The organism is Agromyces sp. NPDC029043, from assembly GCF_055564615.1.
Genome location: NZ_JBVHVX010000010.1, coordinates 92,464 through 110,718 on the forward strand (window position 1 = coordinate 92,464; position 18,255 = coordinate 110,718).

An 18,255-nucleotide genomic window follows, 5' to 3' on the forward strand; every position below is an offset into this window, starting at 1 on the left:
ATTCTGGAGTTTCGGACTAGCGCCAAAACCCCCGATCTACGGGCATATGCGCCATCCTTACCGGTTTGAAATCGTCCTTCGGCACGAGGTTCCACGGATGCCCCACATGCCCGTAGATCGCGGATTTTCGCGCCGCGGATGACGTCGATCGCAGGGTCGTCGACTTCTCTGCGACTAGGCCCGCGCGCGAGCAGGCGGATGCTGTCGGCGGGACATGCCACTATTGCTCGCGTCGAGGGGGGAGCACGAGTGGCAGCCAAGCCGAGAGTTCATGAGATCGCCAGTGCGATGGGGGCGGACAGCAAGGTCGTGCTGAAACTCCTCAAGGAGATGGGCGAGTTCGTCAAGGGTCCATCGAGTTCGATCGAGCCGCCCGTAGCGCGTCGGCTCGTTGCAGCGCTCAAGACGCGCGGCTACGAGCGACAAGGAGATCCGGGGCTTGGGAAGCGCGCTGCCCCGTACGGACCTGCGAACACGTACGAGAGCGTCGGCACAGGTCTCAAGCGCTCCGATGCGCTCGCTCTCCTCGACCCGATAAGCGAGTTCCCTCGGTCACTGCCGCCTGTAACCCGCATGGTCGCGGACGCATGGGCGACAACCTCGCCCCGAGCCGCCACCCTGCTCCGCGCAAGTCTCGACGGTGGATTCTTCGCCTACATGCCCCCGCCGATGCCGTCGGTCTCGGACGTCAGCACGCTGGAGCTTCCGGCGCCGTCCGGCGTGATGGCAGTCTCCGAGTCACCCGCACACTGGAGGCTCGTGTTCTGGAACTCCCCGGACGACCGATCGGTGATGATGTGCAGGTCGAAACTGTGGATCCGCGACGGTCGGAACGGCGAGCCGACGCGGGCTGCGTCCGGTCCCGTCGACTTCGAGCGCCTGGCTATGACCGAAGGCATCGTTGCAGATCGTCACGGGTCCGAATCGGGTCTCGCTGTCGACATCCGGTATCCGTGCGCATTGCGGCAGATGGCCCGCGAGCGCGGCGAGGCCCGAGACTCCGGCGTCAAAGGGCCCTCGTCGCATTCTCGGGCGGTCGCGCCGAGGCAGCGCGAGGACGGGAGCGTGTCCATGGTCTACCTGGGCGGTAGCGGCACCCGGGACGGCGCATCAGAGGGCCGCGAGTCCGCGTCGCGTTCGTCACGCTGGACGGTTCGTGGTCACTGGCGGAATCAGTGGTACCCCTCGGAGAAGGACCATCACAGGCTCTGGATCGCCGAGCACGAGGCGGGAAGCGTCGACGGGGAGCACCTGACCCGTGACGTTGTGTATGTTGCCCAAAGGCACGCGAACGGATAGTCGAACAGCCACTTCCATCCCTGTGCTCTGCTCCGGATCACCGACCGGATTGGCCTCTGGAAGACCCCCATTGTGGGGGCGCCCCCGGCGCTCAGGCGTACCACAGGCGTATGCCATACTGTGGACCATGCCACCGACCTTCCGCGACATTCTCGGCGACCGGGACCTCCCGGACGGCATCGCCGACCTGTTCGAGGAACTCGAACGGTTTGGGTGGCTTGCCCGCGGACGCCGAGGAACCTTCGGCGTCGCATGCTGGCCCGAAAACGGCCGGAGACGACAGATCGTAGTCGACACGCGCTATCCGCTCAACGAGCACAAGCTCGATGAGTATCGGGAGCACACTGGTCTAGCGTTGGATATCAAGGAGAGCGAAGGAGGGAAGTGATGAACACACAAGGCATCAGGCTCGATGCAAAGTTCCACGAGCCGCGATCATTCACAGACGAATGGGTTGATCGGTTCTACACGTCCCTTGAGGGCAACATGGCCATCGTGAATGCGGATGTGTTCCTTCGGGAAGACTCCAACTCGATCGGAGTCCTGTTCGGTATTTCATGCTCGGAGGGACTGGATAGCGAAGAGCTTGTGCTCGGAATTGCAGAAGATGCATTCTCGAAGGCAATCGACGACGCAGACGGTCACTCCGCGGAACATCACGCCATAGACGTGGAGTCGAGCAAAGTAGAGGCTTTCGCCTAGAACGAACGCCCTTGCCGTGACGCCCCCTCTCGTGTCCGAGAGGGGGCGTCACGAGCTTGCAGGGGTCTGCATGCCGGTCCTCGCTCATGCTCATTTGATCCACCAGCGCGAGGTGCACGTTTCTGACCTCCTGCCCCGCGCGTTGAGCAGGTCATCGCGACCCCCGCAAGCAGACTTGCGTTGTGGACGAAACGGTGCTCGGGATCATCAGCGCGATCGTTGCAGTGCTAGGTGTTGCGTCGTCCACATGGTTGGCAGTAGCGGCACGCAGCGGCGCGCGCCACCGCCTCGAGAACCTGAAGCTCGCTGGCGAAACGCTAGAGCAGTTGCGAGTCAGGTCGGCCCGGCCGGTGATCCTGCGCTACATCGCCCGCGAGGAAGCGCGATTGGAGCACCTAATACATCCAGATACCCTTGCGCTGCGCAGACAGCTCACGATCGGATCCGTGCTGACCCTCGCTGGTGTTGCACTGTTCGCTGCATCCTGGATCGCTGCCGGTCGGGTGACGAGTGAGCCGCCGCTGGCGTCGATCGAGGTGATATATGGACTGTTGCTCGCGTCGGTGGTTGCCCTAGCGGCCGGCGGAGGCGTGGCGGGTTGGGGCCTGGGAAATATGTTGAAGGTTGGGAGAAGGCGACGCGACACGCGGCGTCAGCTCGAGGACGCATTCTTCGATGACCACCGGTTCCGCAAATCTCCGATCTAGAGACGCGAGCTGAGTTCCATCACGCGGCGTTAGCGGGCGTCAGCCGAAGCCGCTCAGATGTCCACGCGCCGCCCCGTCGCGCGGACGGCAGTACATCGACGCGCAGCACGGTCGCGAGCACGGCCCTCTGCACGTCGATTGGAGCATCGAGAAAGGCCTGCCCCGGGTCGGCCGCCCGGATGATCGGTGATGCCGACGAGCTTCTGAGCGCTTTCGCCAATCGCGCGTCCACATCGACGAGCTCGGCGGCCACCGCCGCGGTCGCCTTCTGCAATTGTGCGCCGGTGATCCGCCCGAGCGCGTAGTCGGTCTCGAATGCGTCGAGCCGTGCTGCGAGCACAGTCCGGCGCTCGCGTTCGGCCGCGAGGTGGTCGTCTCCGGGGTGCATCGCGGTGACGACGCGCGGGTCCCGCACCATCTCGGCGACGACGCCGCGCACGTACTCGTCCGTGTACTCCGCCGTGACCGTCATGTGGGCGGCCTCGGTGCAGCGGTACAGGTGCTTCGGCGTGCGCGATGCGCTTCGAGCGGTGCCGCCGTAAGGTGCGGGCCGCATCGTGCCGCCGCACTTCGAGCAGCGGTAGATGCCCGAGCCCAGCCACCGCGTCTCGTTGCCGTTCTGGCGGCGGCGCGAGGGGTCGGTCAGCAGCGTGTAGAGCGCGCGCCATTCGTCCACCGGCACGACGGCGGGCCACGTAGCGCGGCCGACTTCTTCCAGCGTCCGACCTGGGATGCCACGGGACAGGAGTCCCGCGTTCCGTGGGCGCACGAGCACGTCCCGCAGCCGGGCGTAGGTCCACGGCTTCCCGGTCGAGGTCTTCAAACCGCGCTCGTTCAGGTCCCTCGCGATTCCGGCGAGCGATCGCCCCGCGATGGCGGCGCGAGTCGCTTCGCGCAGCACTGCAGCCTCGCGCTCGCGGATCGTCACGCCATCAGCCTCGTAGCCATACGGCCGCATCCCTCCGCGATACCTCCCGTCCGCAGCCATCTGCGCCTTTGCACGCTTCATCCGCTCACGCGCGTGGTCCACCTCGTGTTGCGCCGCCGCTCCGAGCATGCGTGCGACCATTCGACCCGAGGCGGTTGTCAGGTCGACTGTGCCTGCGGTCACGGTCTGCACTTGCAGATTGTGTGCCTCGGCGATCGTCACGAACTCTTCGAGCTCCGTCGCTCGACGGTGCAGCCGGTCAGGGTGCCATGCCACCACGGCGCGGATATCACCCGCCCGCACGGCGTCGAGCATCGCACGGTACTGGGGGCGTGAAGCACCCGAGTAGGCGCTGATGTCGTTGTCGACGTATACACCTATGACCTCCCAGCCCAGACGCTCTGCGAGCGCTCGAGCATCCGCCTCCTGGCGTTCGACACCGAGTCCAGCGCCCTCCCGATCACGCGAAATCCGCGCGTAGATCGCAGCGGGCAGGGGAGTAGCCTCGGCTGTTCGCTTCATATGTCAATTATATGGTTTTGACCTGTCGTCGCCGTTCGTCGACGCCTCCCTGCCCGACGGGTCGCGGCTGCACGTCGCGATCCCCGACGTCACGCGCGCGCATTGGTCGGTCAACGTGCGGAAGTTCCAGCAGCGCATCCGCTCGCTCCAGAAGCTCGTCGAGCTCGACTCGCTCACCAGGCAGGCCGCGGAGTATCTGCGCATGAGCGTGCTCGCCGGCGCGAACATCCTCGTCTCGGGCGCCACGCACACCGGTAAGACGACGATGCTCAACGCGCTCATGTCGAGCGCGCGCACCTCCGACCGGGTCGTGACGGTCGAGGAGACGTTCGAGCTCGACCTCGACGTCCGCGACCTCGTGTCGATGCAGTGCCGGCAACCGAACCTCGAGGGGTCGGGCGAGATCACGCTGCGCCGCCTCATCAAGGAGGCCCTCCGGATGCGGCCCGACCGGCTCATCGTCGGCGAAGTGCGCGCGGCCGAGAGCCTCGACCTGCTCATCGCGTTGAACTCGGGACTCCCGGGCATGTGCACCATCCACGCGAACTCGGCGCGCGACGCGCTCGCGAAGCTCTGCACGCTGCCCCTGCTCGCCGGCCGCAACATCGACGCGGCCTTCGTGGTGCCGACGGTCGCGAGCTGTATCGACCTCGTCGTACACCTGACCATCGACCGGCAGGGCCGTCGCCGCGTCGCCGAGATCGCCGCGCCCACCGGCGAGACCGTCGGGGCCGCGGTCGCGGCCGACCCGATCTTCCGGCTCGACCGCGGCGAACTCGTCGCCACCGGCACCCACCCCGTCCGGCAGGAGAAGTTCCTCGCGGCAGGCCTCGACCCCGCGATCGTACTGGGGGCGGCCGCATGAGCGTGGTGCTCGGCGCGACACTCGGGGTCGGGCTGCTCCTCATCGCGTCGACGTGGCTCTGGCCGAGGCGAGCCGATGCCTCGCCACGGGCGACCAGGCGGTCCACCGTCGCCGACGAGCTCGCCCTCGCCGGCATCCCGGGCGTGCCCGTCGGCGCCGTGGTCGTGCTGGCCGCGGTGCTCGGCATCGTCGCGGCGGCGCTCGCGCAGGCGATCTTCGCCGTCTCGGTCCTCACGGCGGTCGCGGGGCTCCTCGGCGCGCTCCTCCCCGCCGCCACGATCAGGGCGCGTGCCAACCGCCGCCGCGCCGCGAATCGTGCGATCTGGCCCGACGTGGTCGATCACCTCGTGGCGTCGGTCCGGGCCGGCATGTCGCTGCCCGACAGCATCGGCGCACTGGCTGAACTCGGTCCCGCGGCCAGCCGGCCGGCGTTCGCGGGATTCGACGACGAGTTCCGGCGCACCGGCGACTTCGGATCGGCGGTCGACTCGCTCAAGGCGCGGCTGGCCGACCCCGTCTCCGATCGCATCCTCGAGACGCTCCGGATGGCGCGCGAAGTCGGAGGCACCGACGTCACCGCCGTGCTCCGCGGCTTGTCGACCTACCTCCGCGAGGATGCTGCGCTGCGTGCCGAGATCGTCGCCCGGCAGTCCTGGATCCGCAACGCCGCCCGTCTCGGCGTCGCCGCACCGTGGCTGCTGCTGCTCGTCCTCGCGAGCCGCCCGGAGACCCTCGAGGCGTACGACTCGGCCGCAGGCGCCGCGCTCATCCTCCTCGGCGTCGGCGTGACGATCGTCGCGTACCGCCTCATGCTCGGCCTCGGCCGGCTCCCCGAGGAGCGACGATGGTTCACCTGAGCGCGATTCCCGCGATCGCCGTCGCGCTCGGCGCCGTGCTGGGGCTGGGCATCTGGCTCGTGGCCGCCTCGACGCCGAGGCTCGGGCGTGCACGGCTCGTCGAACGCGTGGCCCCGTACATCACCGACTTCTCCGCGGAAGCGCGGGCGATGCGTTCCCGTCCCGACGCCGATCCGGGATCGGTCCTCGGCATCCTCGTCCAGCCCGCCCTCAGGCGTATCAGGACGCTCCTGAGCGCCGGTCTCGGTGGCAACGACACCATCGCGCGCCGGCTCAGGCAGGCGGGCGCGAGTGCCACGGTCGAGCGATTCCGCGGCGAGCAGCTCGCGTGGGCCGGACTCGCCTTCGGGCTCGGAGCCGGTCTCGCCCTCTTCGCGCCGTCCTTCGCCACGATGCCGTCGATCGTGCGAACCGCGCTCCCGTTCCTCGCCGCCGTCGCCGGAGCGGTGGCCAGAGACTGGGCGCTGCAGCGTGCGGCCAGGCGCCGCCTCGCACGGATCTCGTCGGAGCTGCCGACGATGCTCGAGTTCCTCACGCTCAGCCTCACCGCCGGCGAGGGCATGCTCGACGCGCTGCGCCGGGTCGCTCGCGCCGGATCGGGGGAGCTGCCCGCCGAGTTCGCGCGCGTCGTCGCGGCGGTGGGTGCGGGGGTTCCGCTTCCGACGGCGCTCACCGAACTCCGCGACGGCCTCGACCACCCCGCACTGACCCGCGCGCTCGACCAGGTGCTCGGCGCGCTCGATCGCGGCGCCCCGCTCGCCGGGGTACTCCGTTCGCAGGCCGGCGACGCCCGCGCGGAAGCCAAGCGCACCATCATCGAGCTCGCCGGGCGCAAGGAGATCGCGATGCTCGTCCCGTTGATCTTCCTCATCCTGCCCGTCACCATCGCGTTCGCGCTGTTCCCCGGATACCTCGTGCTGCAGTCCGGCTTCTGATGCGCATGCGACTTCCAACCCATCCCGAGAGGACTCCCCATGCCGCAGTGGATCGCCCGACGACTGACCGACGAGCGGGGCGATGTGCCCGGCTGGGTCCTGATCACGCTCATGACCGCGGGTCTCGTGATCGTCATCTGGGGACTCGCCGGTCCGGCACTCTCCGGCGTGTTCGACCAGGCGATCAGCCGGGTCACCGGCTTCTGAGGCGGCTCCGCGACGAGACCGGCTCGGCGGTCGCCGAGTTCTCGCTCGTGGGCGTGCTGCTCACCGCACTGCTCCTCGCGGTGGTGCAGCTCGCCCTCGCCCTGCACGTGCGCAACACCGTCCTCGACGCGGCCGCCGAGGGTGCCCGGTACGCGGCACTCGCCGGATCGTCCGCCGACGCCGGCGTGCAACGCACGCAGGCCCTCATCGACGCCGCCATCGCCGTCGACTACGCGGCGGATGTGCGCGCGTCGACCACCGCGGTCGGCGGCGTGCCCGCAATCGCGATCACCGTGCGCACGACGCTTCCCGTCGTGGGTCTGCTGGGTCCCGAACGCGCCATGGAGGTGACGGGGCATGCGGCGCTCGAGACCATCGAGTGACGCGCGTCGCCCGGACTTCGGCGATGAGGGCGGCTCGGCCTCGCTCGAGTTCCTCACCGTCGGCATGATCCTCATCGTGCCGCTCGTGTATCTCGTGCTCGCCGTCGCGTCGATCCAGGCGGCCGCGCTCGGCGTCGAGGGCGCCGCCAGGCAGGCCGCGCGCACCGCAGTGCTCCGGGCGGATGACGCGGGGCCGGCCGACGCCATCGAACGGACGGTGAGCGTGGTGCTGGCCGACTACGGCGTCGACGCGGGTGCGGCATCGGTCGGCGTCACCTGCTCCGCGGCCTGCGACGAGCCCGGGTCGAGGATCACGGTCACCGTGACCGCGGCCGTTGCACTGCCGCTCGTGCCGCAGGTGCTCGCGTCGAGCTCGATCGGCACGGTGCGGCTCGAATCGAGCGCCACGCATACGGTGTCACGGTTCGCGGGGGCGACATGACCCGCGCCGCGACCTCCGCTGCCGACGAGGAGGGCTCGACGCTGCTGCTGACGATCCTCTACGGCATGCTCGGGCTCGCGCTGGTGCTCGTGGTGGTGTCGGCGACCTCGCTCTACCTCGAGCGCAAGCGGCTCTTCACCCTCGCCGACGGTGCCGCGCTCGCGGCCGCGGAGTCGTGGCGACTCGACGACGTTCGGGTCGAGGGCGGCGAGCTCGTCTTCGACCTGGACGCCGCATCGGTCCGTGCGGCGGCGTCGGAGTACCTCGGCGAGGCGCCGCACTCCCTCCGCGGGCTCGATCTCGTGCGCGCCGATTCGACCGACGGTCGCAGTGCGACGGTCACCCTGCGATCGGTGTGGCATGCGCCGATCAGCTCGCCGTTCCTGCCCGTCACGGTGCCGATCGAGGTCACCGCCGACGCGCGCTCGGTGTTCCACTGAGCGCGCGTCGGCGTCCCCCGGTTCGATGTCCGGAACGCCGGAACCTGCCGCATTCCGCATGCGCGATAGCCTGACGGGCGGGGCGAGCGGGGGAGCGGGCGATGGCCGGGATCACGATGCCGAGGGCGGTGCACGAGGCCCTCGGCGAGACCCAGACGCCGGTCGAGCTCGGGCTCATCGGGGTGGTCGGCCTCGGCCTGGCGGGCGTGATCGCGGCCGTCGGATCGGAGACGCTCGCCGCGATCGAGTGGTGGCGCGCGGCCATCGCCATCCTGCTGCTCATCGACATCTGCTGCGGCTGCGTCGCCAACTTCACGTTCGGCACCGACCGGTACTACGCCGCGCGGCCTCGGAACCGCTGGGTGTTCATCGCGGTGCACTGGCACCTGATCGTGATGGCCCTCGCGATCGGCGCCGGCGGATGGTACGCGCTCGGCGTCACCGCGTTCACGCTGGCCGGTGCCTCGGCGGTGAACGTGCTCCATGGCTCGCGGCTGCAGCCTGCGGTGGGCGGCGCCCTGCTCGCCGTCGGCGTGACGGGTGTGGTGATCGCCGCCACGACCGAGGCGGTGCCGCTGCTGCTCGTCACCGCCAGCGGGCTCTTCGTGGTCAAGGTGCTCTACGGGTTCGCGGTGACGCACTTCCGGCCGCGCTCGGACGGCTGAAACGTGCTCGCCCGCGGGCGGGCTCAGATGGGCGTGCTGCTCAGCACGGTGGTGGCCGCGATCTTGAGCGTCCCGCCCTCGTCGACGAGGCGGTACGCCGTGACCTCGCGCACCACCCGGCCGTCGGTGAACGTGTAGGTCAGGGTCGCCTGCGCGTCGGTCGGTGACGTCGCCGAGACGTCCGCGACCTCGACCTGGGCCACGTCGCCCCAGAACGCCTGGTATGCGTCGAAACCGCCGACGTGGTTGACCTGGTAGTCCTCGGTCATCATCGGCCATGCGGCTTCGAGGCCCTGCGGCATCAGCGCGTAGTAGTCGGTGACCATCTGCACGGCCCGCTGCTCGCCGCTCTGGGGCGCCGGCGTCTCGACGGGAGGTGGTTCGGGGGAGGGTTCGGCCTCGGTGCCCTCGGCCGCGTCGTCGGCCGGAGCCTCCGACTCGTTCTCCGCGGTCGTCGACGAGTCGGATTGCGACTCGGTGGGCGCCGGCTCGGCCACTGGACCTGAGGGATCGTCGCCGGGGCGGAGGAAGCCGAGCAGCAGCACGCCGCCGATCACGAGCAGGCCGACCGCGACGAGCGCGCCGACCAGCGCGAGACGCCGGCTCGGGCGGCGCTCCGCCGGCGGCTGCGCCGGCGCCTCGGGTTCGCGAGCGGGCTGCGTCTCCGCCATCCACGGGAAGAGCGGTGCCGGCGTCATCCGCTCGGTCGCCCCGGCCGCGCCCGCTGCATCGAGCCGGCTCGTCGGTGGAGGGCCGGGCTCTGGTTCAGGCTCGGGCACGGGTTCCGGCTCGGGCTCCGGCTCGGGTTCGGGCACGGGTTCCGGCTCCGGCTCCGGCTCGGGTTCGGGCTCGGGCTCGGGCTCGGGCTCGAGCGCGGGTTCCGGCTCCGGCTCGGGCTCGGGCTCCCGCCGACGCTCCGCACCGGCTGCCGCGGCGCCGAGCACCAGCGTCGCCGTCCGGTCGTCCACGTCGGCCGGCAGCTCGGCCTCGAGGGCCGTCAGCTCACGGTCGACGCGAGCCATGTCGGGGCGTCGCTCCGGGTCGGAGTCGAGCATGTCGAGCACCAGCGGTTCGAGCGGCCCGGCGTGCACGGGCGGCCTGGGATCGCCGGTCGCGACCCGGTGCAGCAGTGCGATCGGGTTCCCGTCCGTGCCGAACGGGGGCTCGCCATCGACCATCGCGTACAGGGTGGCGCCCAGCGAGAACACGTCGGCGGCGAAGCTCGACGGCTCGCCGCGCGCGACCTCGGGCGCGAGGTACGCGGGCGTCCCGTACAGCGGGCCCGTCGATGCGATCGTGCCCTCGCCGAGGGCGTGCGAGATCCCGAAGTCGCTGATCATCGCCCAGCCGTCGTCGCGGATGAGGATGTTGCCGGGCTTCACGTCGCGGTGGACGATCCGGCGCCGGTGAGCGGCGGCGAGCGCGGAGGCCGCCTGGGCGCCCACGCGTGCGGCCTGCGCCGCGCTGAACCGGCCGTGTCGGGCCAGCAGCGCCGACAGCGGCGTCGAGTCGATGAGCTGCATCACCATGCACGGCTGGCCGCGGTGCTCGACGACGTCGAACACGGGAACGACATGCGGATGGTGCAGGCCCGCGCTGATGCGCGCCTCGCGCATGGCGCGCCGCGTCGCGGCCGCGCGTTCCTCGTCGCTCAGCTCGGGCCGCGGCCTCAGCATCTTGAGCGCGACGCGCCGATGCAGGCGTTCGTCCCACGCCTCCCAGACGACGCCCATCCCGCCCGCGCCGAGCTGCGTCACCAGCCGGTACCGGCCGGCGACGAGGGGGTCGGGCGTGTCGGGCGTGCTCATGCCGTGGGTCCTCCGGTCACCTTCGACGGTACCGAGGCCACGCGGGTCAGCTCACGGGCTTGCGGCGGTGGCCCGCCTGTGGAAGGGTCGTCGGCCGCGGCGCTCAGGTGTCGGCCGCGGGCGTCCAGCCCTCGTCGGCCTCGGTTTCATCGGGCGACGGATGGCGTGGCGCGCGCGGCACGTATCGCGGGATCCACCGCCACAGCATGGCCGCGCCGATCAGGCCGATCACGCCCATCGCGGCACTCGCGACCATGATCGACACGGCCGACGTGATCGCCGACACGGCCAGGGGTGCCGCGGCCGCGCCGGCGTCGGCGATCGTGCGATAGGCGCCGAGGAACGGCGCCGGGTTGGCCGCCGGGGCGAGGTCGGCGCCCACCGTGAGGATGACGCCGCTCGAGAGCCCGTTCGCGATGCCGAGCAGGATGGCCACGCCCGTGAACCACGCGACCGCGGCGGGCACGTCGTGCGTGAACGCGAGCACGAGGTGGCCGACCGCGAGGCCGACGAGTCCCGGGATGGCGCTCCACAGCCGGCCGTGCCGGTCCATGACGTGGCCGCTCACGTAGAAGAGCGCGAAGTCGATGGTGGCGGCGATGCCGATCACGAGCGCCGCGGCATCCGGCCGCATGCCGATCGAGACGGCCCAGAGCGGCAGGATCACGATGCGGCTGGCACGCAGCGCCGCCAGCACCCCCACGCCGGTGCCGATGCGGGCCAGCACCCCGCGATACGTCACGATCGCGTGCCGGACGCCGTGCGCGGCATCCGCTCGCCCCTCATCGCCGGTGCGGGCGACGGATGCCGCGCGCGCCCGCAGCGCGGCCCCGAACGCCTCCTCGGGGTCGGGCAGCACGAGCAGCACCACGACCACCGCCGCGCACGACGCGACGAGCGCCCAGAACACGGCCGCGGACGACCCCGTCCACGCGATGATCGCCGCCGCCGTGAACGGCCCGACGGCCCAGCCTGCACGGAACACGCCGGCGAGCGTCGACAGGGCGCGCGCCCGGTACCGAGGGGGCACGTAGCTGGCGAGGAAGGCATGCCGCGCGAGGCCGAACACCGCAGTCGCGAGGCCCAGCAGGAACACGCCGATGCCGAGCGCCAACGTGGTCGGCACGAGCAGGGCGAGCAGCGTGCCCGCCGACGCAAGGGCCGAGGCGCCGATCATCGCCGCGCGTTCGCCGATCCTCGCCACGAGCCATCCGGCGGGCAGGTCGCCGAGCAGCTCGCCCACCATGAGCATCGCCGCGATGAGGCCGGCGAGCGCGAGCGACGCACCGCGCTCCGTGGCGACGACGGGGATCACTGGGATCATCGCGCCCTCGCCGATCGAGAACAGCAATGTCGGCAGGTACGCCGGGAGGACGATCGACCGCCACGAGAAGGGGTGCGCGGTGTCGGAGGTCATTCCCTCGATGCTATGCCCGCGCTCGCCGGGGCCGCGTCGCCGTCCCACCAGCGGAGCACGCGCAACGCGCGGAGCGTGTTCCACCGGCTCGGCTCGCCGTCGCCGTCCTCCATCTCGAAGTGCGTCCGAGCGCGGTGCGTGTGCTGGAGCGGCCAGCGCCCGTCGGCGCGGCGGCGCCGGTGCACGAGGTCGATCGCGTCGGCGCACCGTTGGTCGGGAGGCGCGCCGACTGCGCGGAAGTACTCCAGCGCGCGCAGGACGTCGTAGTGCCACTGGGGAGGGAACGAGAACCGCGTCCAGGTCGGGTTGACGACCTCACCCGTCGAACGCGAGTGGAACAGGCGGCGCTCGAGCAGGTACTCCTCGCCGCGGGCGCGCGCCTCCGCGATGACGGAGTCGGGCGCGACCGAGCGCTCGAACTCGAGCAGCGCCTCGAGCGCCAGGATCGTCGTGTGGAACGACGCGACGTGCGAGCGTCGCGGCGCCTCGCAGTTCCATCCGCCGTCGGCGAGCTGCTCGCCGAGCAGCCGCTCCAGCAGACGGTCGACGTGGTCGCCGCGCACGCCGAAGTAGGCGGCGAGCACGAGCACCATGCTGTTCACGCAGGTCTCCGTGGCCCCGCCGAAGAACGGCCGATCGTTCGTGCGGCCCCAGTTCACGCCCTCCTGGACGCGATCGACGGCCGCCCGCGCCTCGGGACTCGAGGGATCGAGCCCGAGCAATCGCAGCAGCAGCATCGTGTACGTCGTCGAGATCCACTTGGGCGAGTACACGCCGCCACCCCACTGGCCGTCGGCGGCCTGCAGTGCGAGCAGCCGGGCGCCCCACCCGTCGGTCGCGACCCGGTCCCGCTCGGCCGCGACGCGGCCGGCCGGCTCGTCGGTGAGATCGCGCATCACCTGCCAGCGGATCGACGGGTCGGCGTCGAGCAGCCACTGCGTGACATCCATTCGCACCTGCCTTCGGACGGGACCGAGTCTGCCGCAGCACCGCGTAGGAGGGAAGGGCAGCTCGGGCGCGCAGCCCGCGCACATCCCGCACGACTAGGCTTGGGGAGCCATGTTGGATCTTGACCTCTCGCAGGAGATCGCCTCCCTGCGCACCACCTTCCGCGACATCAGCGCCGTCGTCGACGTCGACGCCCTCCGGGCCGACATCGCCAAGCTCAGCGACCAGGCCGGGGCGCCCGACCTGTGGGACGACCCCGAGCAGGCGCAGAAGGTCACGAGCGCCCTCAGCCACCGCCAGGCCGAGCTCACGCGCATCAGCGGCATCGAGCAGCGGCTCGACGACCTCGAGGTGCTCGTCGAGCTCGCGCACGAGGCGAACGACGAGGAGTCGGCCGCCGAAGCACGCGCCGAGCTCGCCTCGCTCGAGAAGACCATCGGCGACCTCGAGGTGCAGACCCTGCTCGACGGCGAGTGGGATGCGCGGCCCGCGGTCATCACCATCCGCGCCGGCGCGGGTGGGGTCGACGCCGCCGACTTCGCCGAGATGCTCATGCGCATGTACCTCCGCTGGGCCGAGAAGCACGGCTACGGTGCGACCGTCATGGACACCAGCTACGCCGAAGAGGCGGGCATCAAGTCCGCCACCTTCGAGATCGACGCGCCCTACGCGTTCGGCACGCTCTCGGTCGAGGCCGGCACACACCGCCTCGTGCGCATGAGCCCGTTCGGAGCCGCCGGCAAGCGGCAGACCAGCTTCGCTGCGGTCGAGGTCATCCCGCTCATGGAGGAGGCGCAGGAGGTCGACATCCCCGACAACGACATCCGCGTCGACGTCTTCCGCTCGAGCGGCCCCGGCGGCCAGTCGGTCAACACCACCGACTCCGCCGTGCGCATCACGCACCTTCCGACCGGCATCGTGGTGTCGATGCAGAACGAGAAGTCGCAGATCCAGAACCGCGCCGCCGCCATGCGCGTGCTGCAGTCGCGCCTGCTCCTGCTGCAGAAGGAGCAGGAGGCCGCCCAGAAGAAGGAGCTCGCGGGCAACATCACCGCGAGCTGGGGCGACCAGATGCGCTCGTACGTGCTCGCGCCGTACCAGATGGTGAAGGACCTGCGGAACGACTACGAGGAGGGCAACCCGTCGAAGGTGTTCGACGGCGAGCTCGACGGGTTCATCGCCGCCGGCATCAAGTGGCGCAAGCAGAAGCAGGTCGACTAGCCACGGGCCAGTACGGCTAGACAGCTAGGCGACCACGGCGACCTTCGCCCGCGACCGGTCGCGGGCGGCCGCGATGAACGCCCGGATCAGCGTGATCCCCTCGGGGTCGAGCCGCTCCTCGGGATGCCACTGCACGCCCAGGCAGAACGAGCCGTCGCTCGCCTCGATCGCCTCGATCACCCCGTCGGGTGCGCTCGCGGAGACGAGCAGCCCTTCGCCGAGCTGGTCGACGCCCTGGTGGTGGTGCGACGAGATGTCGAACTCCTCGTCGTGCGTGATGCTGCGCAGCAGCGTGCCGGGGTGGATGGCGACCGGATGCTCGGTCTTCTCGCCGACCGTCGCGCGGTGCGGCGTGAGGTCGAGCCGGTCGCCGAGGTGCTGCTCGAGCGTGCCGCCGAGCGCCACGTTGAGCACCTGCATGCCGCGGCACGCGCCGAGGATGGGCATCCCGCGTTCCCGGGCGAGCTTGACCAGCGCGATCTCGAGCTCGTCGCGCACGCGCAGCGGGGGGTCGTTCGAGGGGTGCGCCTCGTTGGCGTACAACTCGGCGTCGATGTCGCGGCCGCCGGGGAGGAACAACCCGTCGACGAGGTCGAGCAGGCGCCCCGGGTCGGCGAGGTGCACGTCGATGCTCGGGAACAGCAGCGGCGCACCGCCGGCCTCCTGCAGTGCCGAGATGTACGCGTGCGCGAGCGCGTCGGTCGGGATGTCGACCCACGCACCTGAACTCGCGGCCTTGCGATCGGCGACGACGCCGATGAGGGGAACGGTCATCGAGCCTCCCAATCCCGGTCGGTCTCGCCATCCAACCTACGCCCGTCCGCCGCCCGGCGACAGGGGGACCTTCGGCACTCGGCACGCCTCCGTCCCGCGCGTAGCGTCGCCCGCGGAACCCGGCAGCGGATCCGGTGGAAGCGGGGGTGTGTGATGCGCGTTTTGGTCGCGTACTCGAGCAAGTACGGCGCCACGAAGGAGATCGCCGACCGCGTCGGCGAGCGGCTGCGCGTCGCCGGACACGAGGTCGACGTGGAACGGTGCGACGACGTCGAGTACCCCGAGGGATTCGATGCGTTCGTCATCGGCAGCGCCGCCTACATGGGCAGCTGGCGCAAGGAGGCGCGGAGCTTCGTGCGCCGCAACCGCGAACTGCTCGCGAGCCGTCCGACCTGGCTCTTCAGCAGCGGTCCCCTCGGCACCTCCCGCGTCGACAAGGAGGGCAACGACGTGCTCGCCGGCGCCGAGCCGAAGCAGTTCGCCGAGTACGAGGAGGAGCTGCACCCGCGAGGCACCATGGTGTTCTTCGGGCGGCTCGAGATCGACCGGCTCCGCGGGCCCGATCGCATCCTGAGCTGGATGCCCGAGAACGACGCGCTTCCCGAGGGCGACTTCCGCGACTGGGACGCCATCGAGGGCTGGGCGGATGCGGTCGCGTCCGACCTGGCGAGGTCGAACGCCTGACGCGCTGCGGTGATCGCGGAGCCGGCAGCGCGTTTTCCGGTGTCGCTGCCCCATTTCGGGTCGATGCTGCCTAGGCTCGAACGCGATGATCCGCTTCGACTCCGTCACCATGACCTATCACGGGCAGAGCAGGCCTGCCCTCGACGACGTCACGGTCGAGATCCCGCGCGGCGAGTTCGTGTTCCTCGTCGGCGCATCGGGCTCGGGCAAGTCGAGCTTCCTCAGGCTGATCCTGAAGGAGGAGAAGCCGACGTCGGGCCAGATCCACGTGCTGGGCCAGGACCTGCGCCGCATCTCGACGCGCAAGGTCCCGTACTTCCGGCGCAACCTCGGCGTGGTGTTCCAGGACTTCCGGCTGCTGCCCAACAAGAACGTGTTCGACAACGTCGCCTTCGCACTCCGCGTGATCGGCAAGTCGCGCGGCTACATCCACCAGGCGGTGCCCGAGACCCTGCGGCTCGTGGGCCTCGACGGCAAGGGCAAGCGGATGCCGAACGAGCTCTCGGGCGGCGAGCAGCAGCGCGTGGCCATCGCGCGCGCGATCGTCAACAAGCCGCAGGTCCTCCTGGCCGACGAGCCCACGGGCAACCTCGACCCGGTGACGAGCGCCGGCATCATGACGCTGCTCGAGCGCATCAACTCGGGCGGCACGACGGTCGTCATGGCCACGCACGAAGCCGGCATCGTGAACCAGATGCAGCGGCGCGTCATCGAGCTCTCCGCGGGTGAGGTCGTGCGCGACGAGCGTGCGGCCGGGTACGCGATCAGCGCCGAGGCGATCGCCGACGAGGTCCAGGCGACGGATGCCGCGGCCGCCGCGGCCACGGTCGTCCCCCCGGCGTCCGCGGCGGCGAAGGCGTCCCGCAAGGGCGCCGCGCGCAAGGGCACGGCCAGCAAGGGCGTTTCCCGGAAGGGCGCGGCTCCCGCGGCTGCGATCGCCGGCGCGAGCGCCACGGTCGGCCGCGCAGCGGTCCCGTCCGCCGCGACGGAGGCCGCGCCCGCGCGACCCGCCGATGCGACGACCGACCTCGATCGGGCCGCGGGCGAGATCCCCGCGTCGGGTGAGGATGCTGCTGCGGTAGTCGACGCGCTCCGCTCCGAGGAGTCGGCGGAGACCCCGGCCGCGACCGGGGCGCCGTCTGCGGGCGAGCCGCCCGCCGGCACGATCGCCACGGCCGCGCCGAAGGTCACGCCCGAGGTGATGCGCGACGCCCCTCCGCTGTACGTCGAACCAGAGGCGACCGACGAAGTGACCGACGAGGCCGCCGCGATCACCGCGGCCGCGACGGCGCCGGTCGAGCGGGTGGCCGCCTCAGGGTCCGACGGCGACGCCGACGCCCATGCCGATGGCGAGGCGCCACCCGGACGCCCGGCTCCGCCGGCGAGCCCGAGGAAGTCCGCCAACCTCACCCTCGCCGAGCGGCTCGGCCTGCGCAGTCCCGCCGGCCCGCGCCCGGGCGACGACGACCAGGAAGTGGGGCCGGTCAAGTGAGGTTCGGTCTGCTGCTGGCCGAGGCGGCGAGCGGCCTGCGGCGCAACGCCACCATGGTCATCTCCGTGGTGCTCGTCACGTTCGTCTCGCTCACCTTCGTGGGCACGGCTGCGCTGCTGCAGCTGCAGATCGCGCAGATGCGCGGCTACTGGTACGACCGGGCCCAGGTCGCCGTGTACCTCTGCACGTCGGTGTCGACCGCCGCGGGCTGCACCGACGGCGAGGCCACGCCCGAGCAGATGGAGGCGGTCGAGGCGCAGCTGACCGGCGACACGCTCGCCCCGTTCATCGACGAGTACTATTTCGAGGACCGCGAGCAGGCCTACGCGAACTTCCAGGAGCAGTTCGCCGGCACGCCCGCCGCCGACTACGTCACGCCCGAGGTGCTCAACGAGACGTTCTGGGTCAACCTCGTCGACCCGGGCCAGTCCGACGTCATCGCCGAGAGCCTCGCCGGGCTCGCGGGCGTCGAGCAGGTCGTGGACCAGCGTCGCTACCTCGACCAGATCTTCGACGTCCTGAACGCCGCGAGCTATACGGCCGTCGCCATCGCCGCGATCATGCTCGTCGCGGCCGCGCTGCTCATCGCCACGACCATCCGGCTGTCGGCGTTCTCGCGCAGCAAGGAGCTCGGCATCATGCGGCTCGTCGGCGCGTCGAACCGCTTCATCCAGACGCCGTTCGTGCTCGAGGGTGTCTTCGCGGGACTCATCGGATCGCTCCTCGCCGGCGCTGCCGTGGTCGCGATCGTGCAGTTCTTCGTGCAGGGCTACCTCGCCGACTCGCTCTCGTTCACGTTCGTCGACCTCGGCGACGCGCTGCTCGTCGTGCCGCTGCTCGTCGGCGTGGGCGTGCTGCTCGCGGCGGTGTCGGCGGCGATCGCGATCCGTCGGTACCTGCGGGTCTGACGCTAGACTGGAGGGCTTGCCGGCGACGCCGGCGGAATCCGTCATTCGAAG

At 70.7% G+C, this 18,255-nt stretch carries 20 protein-coding genes and 1 pseudogene; 16 read left to right on the forward strand and 5 right to left on the reverse strand.

All coding sequences use genetic code 11. The annotated features are described in order from the left end of the window. Positions 1-249: 249 nt before the first annotated feature. The 4 genes from ACZ4TW_RS13770 to ACZ4TW_RS13785 all read left to right on the forward strand — a co-directional run bounded on the left by ACZ4TW_RS13770 (position 250) and on the right by ACZ4TW_RS13785 (position 2,708). Positions 250-1,299 (forward strand): translation initiation factor IF-2 N-terminal domain-containing protein, encoded by a 1,050-nt coding sequence (locus tag ACZ4TW_RS13770; protein ID WP_465543291.1) that lies wholly within the window; start codon positions 250-252, stop codon positions 1,297-1,299. 127 nt (positions 1,300-1,426) lie between these two features. Then, entirely contained in the window at positions 1,427-1,687 is a 261-nt protein-coding gene (locus ACZ4TW_RS13775; protein WP_465543292.1) for a hypothetical protein, read from the forward strand. After that, positions 1,687-2,001 carry a hypothetical protein gene (locus tag ACZ4TW_RS13780; RefSeq protein WP_465543293.1) on the forward strand — a complete coding sequence of 105 codons (315 nt, stop codon included), beginning with the start codon at positions 1,687-1,689 and terminating at the stop codon, positions 1,999-2,001. Before ACZ4TW_RS13775 ends, ACZ4TW_RS13780 begins: the two co-directional genes overlap by 1 nt. Positions 2,002-2,183: 182 nt before the next feature. Continuing rightward, the gene (locus ACZ4TW_RS13785; protein WP_465543294.1) at positions 2,184-2,708 is read left to right on the forward strand and encodes a hypothetical protein; all 525 of its coding nucleotides are present in this window, start codon (positions 2,184-2,186) and stop codon (positions 2,706-2,708) included. Between the two features lie 19 nt (positions 2,709-2,727). On the opposite strand, the gene ACZ4TW_RS13790 is transcribed toward ACZ4TW_RS13785, so the two are convergent. Beyond that, positions 2,728-4,158, reverse strand: a complete 1,431-nt coding sequence (locus tag ACZ4TW_RS13790) for a recombinase family protein (RefSeq protein ID WP_465543295.1) — start codon at positions 4,156-4,158, stop codon at positions 2,728-2,730. A 19-nt stretch (positions 4,159-4,177) separates the two neighbouring features. Here ACZ4TW_RS13790 and ACZ4TW_RS13795 point away from each other — a divergent pair. The 8 genes and pseudogenes from ACZ4TW_RS13795 to ACZ4TW_RS13830 all read left to right on the forward strand — a co-directional run. Next, positions 4,178-5,023, forward strand: a pseudogene (locus ACZ4TW_RS13795) (CpaF family protein); the annotation flags it as partial. After that, on the forward strand, positions 5,020-5,880 hold the full coding sequence (locus ACZ4TW_RS13800) for a type II secretion system F family protein (protein WP_465543296.1): 861 nt from the start codon (positions 5,020-5,022) through the stop codon (positions 5,878-5,880). The pseudogene ACZ4TW_RS13795 and the gene ACZ4TW_RS13800, both read left to right, overlap by 4 nt. Further along, positions 5,868-6,815, forward strand: coding sequence for a type II secretion system F family protein (locus ACZ4TW_RS13805; protein WP_465543297.1), 948 nt, complete (start codon positions 5,868-5,870; stop codon positions 6,813-6,815). The genes ACZ4TW_RS13800 and ACZ4TW_RS13805 overlap by 13 nt, the downstream gene beginning before the upstream one ends. A gap of 39 nt (positions 6,816-6,854) precedes the next feature. Then, entirely contained in the window at positions 6,855-7,022 is a 168-nt protein-coding gene (locus tag ACZ4TW_RS13810; protein WP_465543298.1) for a hypothetical protein, read from the forward strand. Further along, positions 7,019-7,405 (forward strand): TadE/TadG family type IV pilus assembly protein, encoded by a 387-nt coding sequence (locus ACZ4TW_RS13815; RefSeq protein ID WP_465543411.1) that lies wholly within the window; start codon positions 7,019-7,021, stop codon positions 7,403-7,405. Before ACZ4TW_RS13810 ends, ACZ4TW_RS13815 begins: the two co-directional genes overlap by 4 nt. Continuing rightward, entirely contained in the window at positions 7,380-7,847 is a 468-nt protein-coding gene (locus ACZ4TW_RS13820; RefSeq protein WP_465543299.1) for a TadE family protein, read from the forward strand. The genes ACZ4TW_RS13815 and ACZ4TW_RS13820 overlap by 26 nt, the downstream gene beginning before the upstream one ends. Then, positions 7,844-8,287: a pilus assembly protein TadG-related protein gene (locus ACZ4TW_RS13825; protein WP_465543300.1), complete on the forward strand. Its 444-nt coding sequence runs from the start codon at positions 7,844-7,846 to the stop codon at positions 8,285-8,287. Before ACZ4TW_RS13820 ends, ACZ4TW_RS13825 begins: the two co-directional genes overlap by 4 nt. 101 nt (positions 8,288-8,388) lie before the next feature. After that, positions 8,389-8,952, forward strand: a complete 564-nt coding sequence (locus tag ACZ4TW_RS13830; RefSeq protein WP_465543301.1) for a hypothetical protein — start codon at positions 8,389-8,391, stop codon at positions 8,950-8,952. Between the two features lie 23 nt (positions 8,953-8,975). On the opposite strand, the gene ACZ4TW_RS13835 is transcribed toward ACZ4TW_RS13830, so the two are convergent. The 3 genes from ACZ4TW_RS13835 to ACZ4TW_RS13845 form a co-directional block, all read right to left on the reverse strand. Further along, complete coding sequence (locus ACZ4TW_RS13835) at positions 8,976-10,760, reverse strand: serine/threonine-protein kinase (RefSeq protein WP_465543302.1); 1,785 nt, start codon at positions 10,758-10,760, stop codon at positions 8,976-8,978. 103 nt (positions 10,761-10,863) lie between these two features. Beyond that, complete coding sequence (locus tag ACZ4TW_RS13840) at positions 10,864-12,177, reverse strand: MFS transporter (RefSeq protein ID WP_465543303.1); 1,314 nt, start codon at positions 12,175-12,177, stop codon at positions 10,864-10,866. Then, a complete protein-coding gene (locus ACZ4TW_RS13845; RefSeq protein ID WP_465543304.1) occupies positions 12,174-13,127 on the reverse strand; it encodes a hypothetical protein in 954 nt (317 codons plus the stop codon). Before ACZ4TW_RS13845 ends, ACZ4TW_RS13840 begins: the two co-directional genes overlap by 4 nt. Before the next feature lie 109 nt (positions 13,128-13,236). Between ACZ4TW_RS13845 and prfB the strand changes: the two genes are divergently transcribed. Continuing rightward, positions 13,237-14,346, forward strand: coding sequence for a peptide chain release factor 2 (gene prfB, locus ACZ4TW_RS13850; RefSeq protein ID WP_465543305.1), 1,110 nt, complete (start codon positions 13,237-13,239; stop codon positions 14,344-14,346). A gap of 24 nt (positions 14,347-14,370) precedes the next feature. Here the strand turns inward: prfB and ACZ4TW_RS13855 are convergent, their stop codons facing one another. Beyond that, entirely contained in the window at positions 14,371-15,120 is a 750-nt protein-coding gene (locus ACZ4TW_RS13855) for a gamma-glutamyl-gamma-aminobutyrate hydrolase family protein (RefSeq protein WP_465543306.1), read from the reverse strand. Positions 15,121-15,273: 153 nt separating this feature from the next. Here ACZ4TW_RS13855 and ACZ4TW_RS13860 point away from each other — a divergent pair, with 153 nt between their 5' ends. The 3 genes from ACZ4TW_RS13860 (at position 15,274) to ftsX (ending at position 18,204) form a co-directional block, all read left to right on the forward strand. Then, positions 15,274-15,804 carry a flavodoxin domain-containing protein gene (locus ACZ4TW_RS13860; RefSeq protein WP_465543307.1) on the forward strand — a complete coding sequence of 177 codons (531 nt, stop codon included), beginning with the start codon at positions 15,274-15,276 and terminating at the stop codon, positions 15,802-15,804. 85 nt (positions 15,805-15,889) lie between these two features. Further along, on the forward strand, positions 15,890-17,296 hold the full coding sequence (ftsE, locus tag ACZ4TW_RS13865) for a cell division ATP-binding protein FtsE (RefSeq protein WP_465543308.1): 1,407 nt from the start codon (positions 15,890-15,892) through the stop codon (positions 17,294-17,296). Then, positions 17,293-18,204 (forward strand): permease-like cell division protein FtsX, encoded by a 912-nt coding sequence (gene ftsX / locus ACZ4TW_RS13870; protein ID WP_465543309.1) that lies wholly within the window; start codon positions 17,293-17,295, stop codon positions 18,202-18,204. Before ftsE ends, ftsX begins: the two co-directional genes overlap by 4 nt. Positions 18,205-18,255 lie beyond the last annotated feature (51 nt).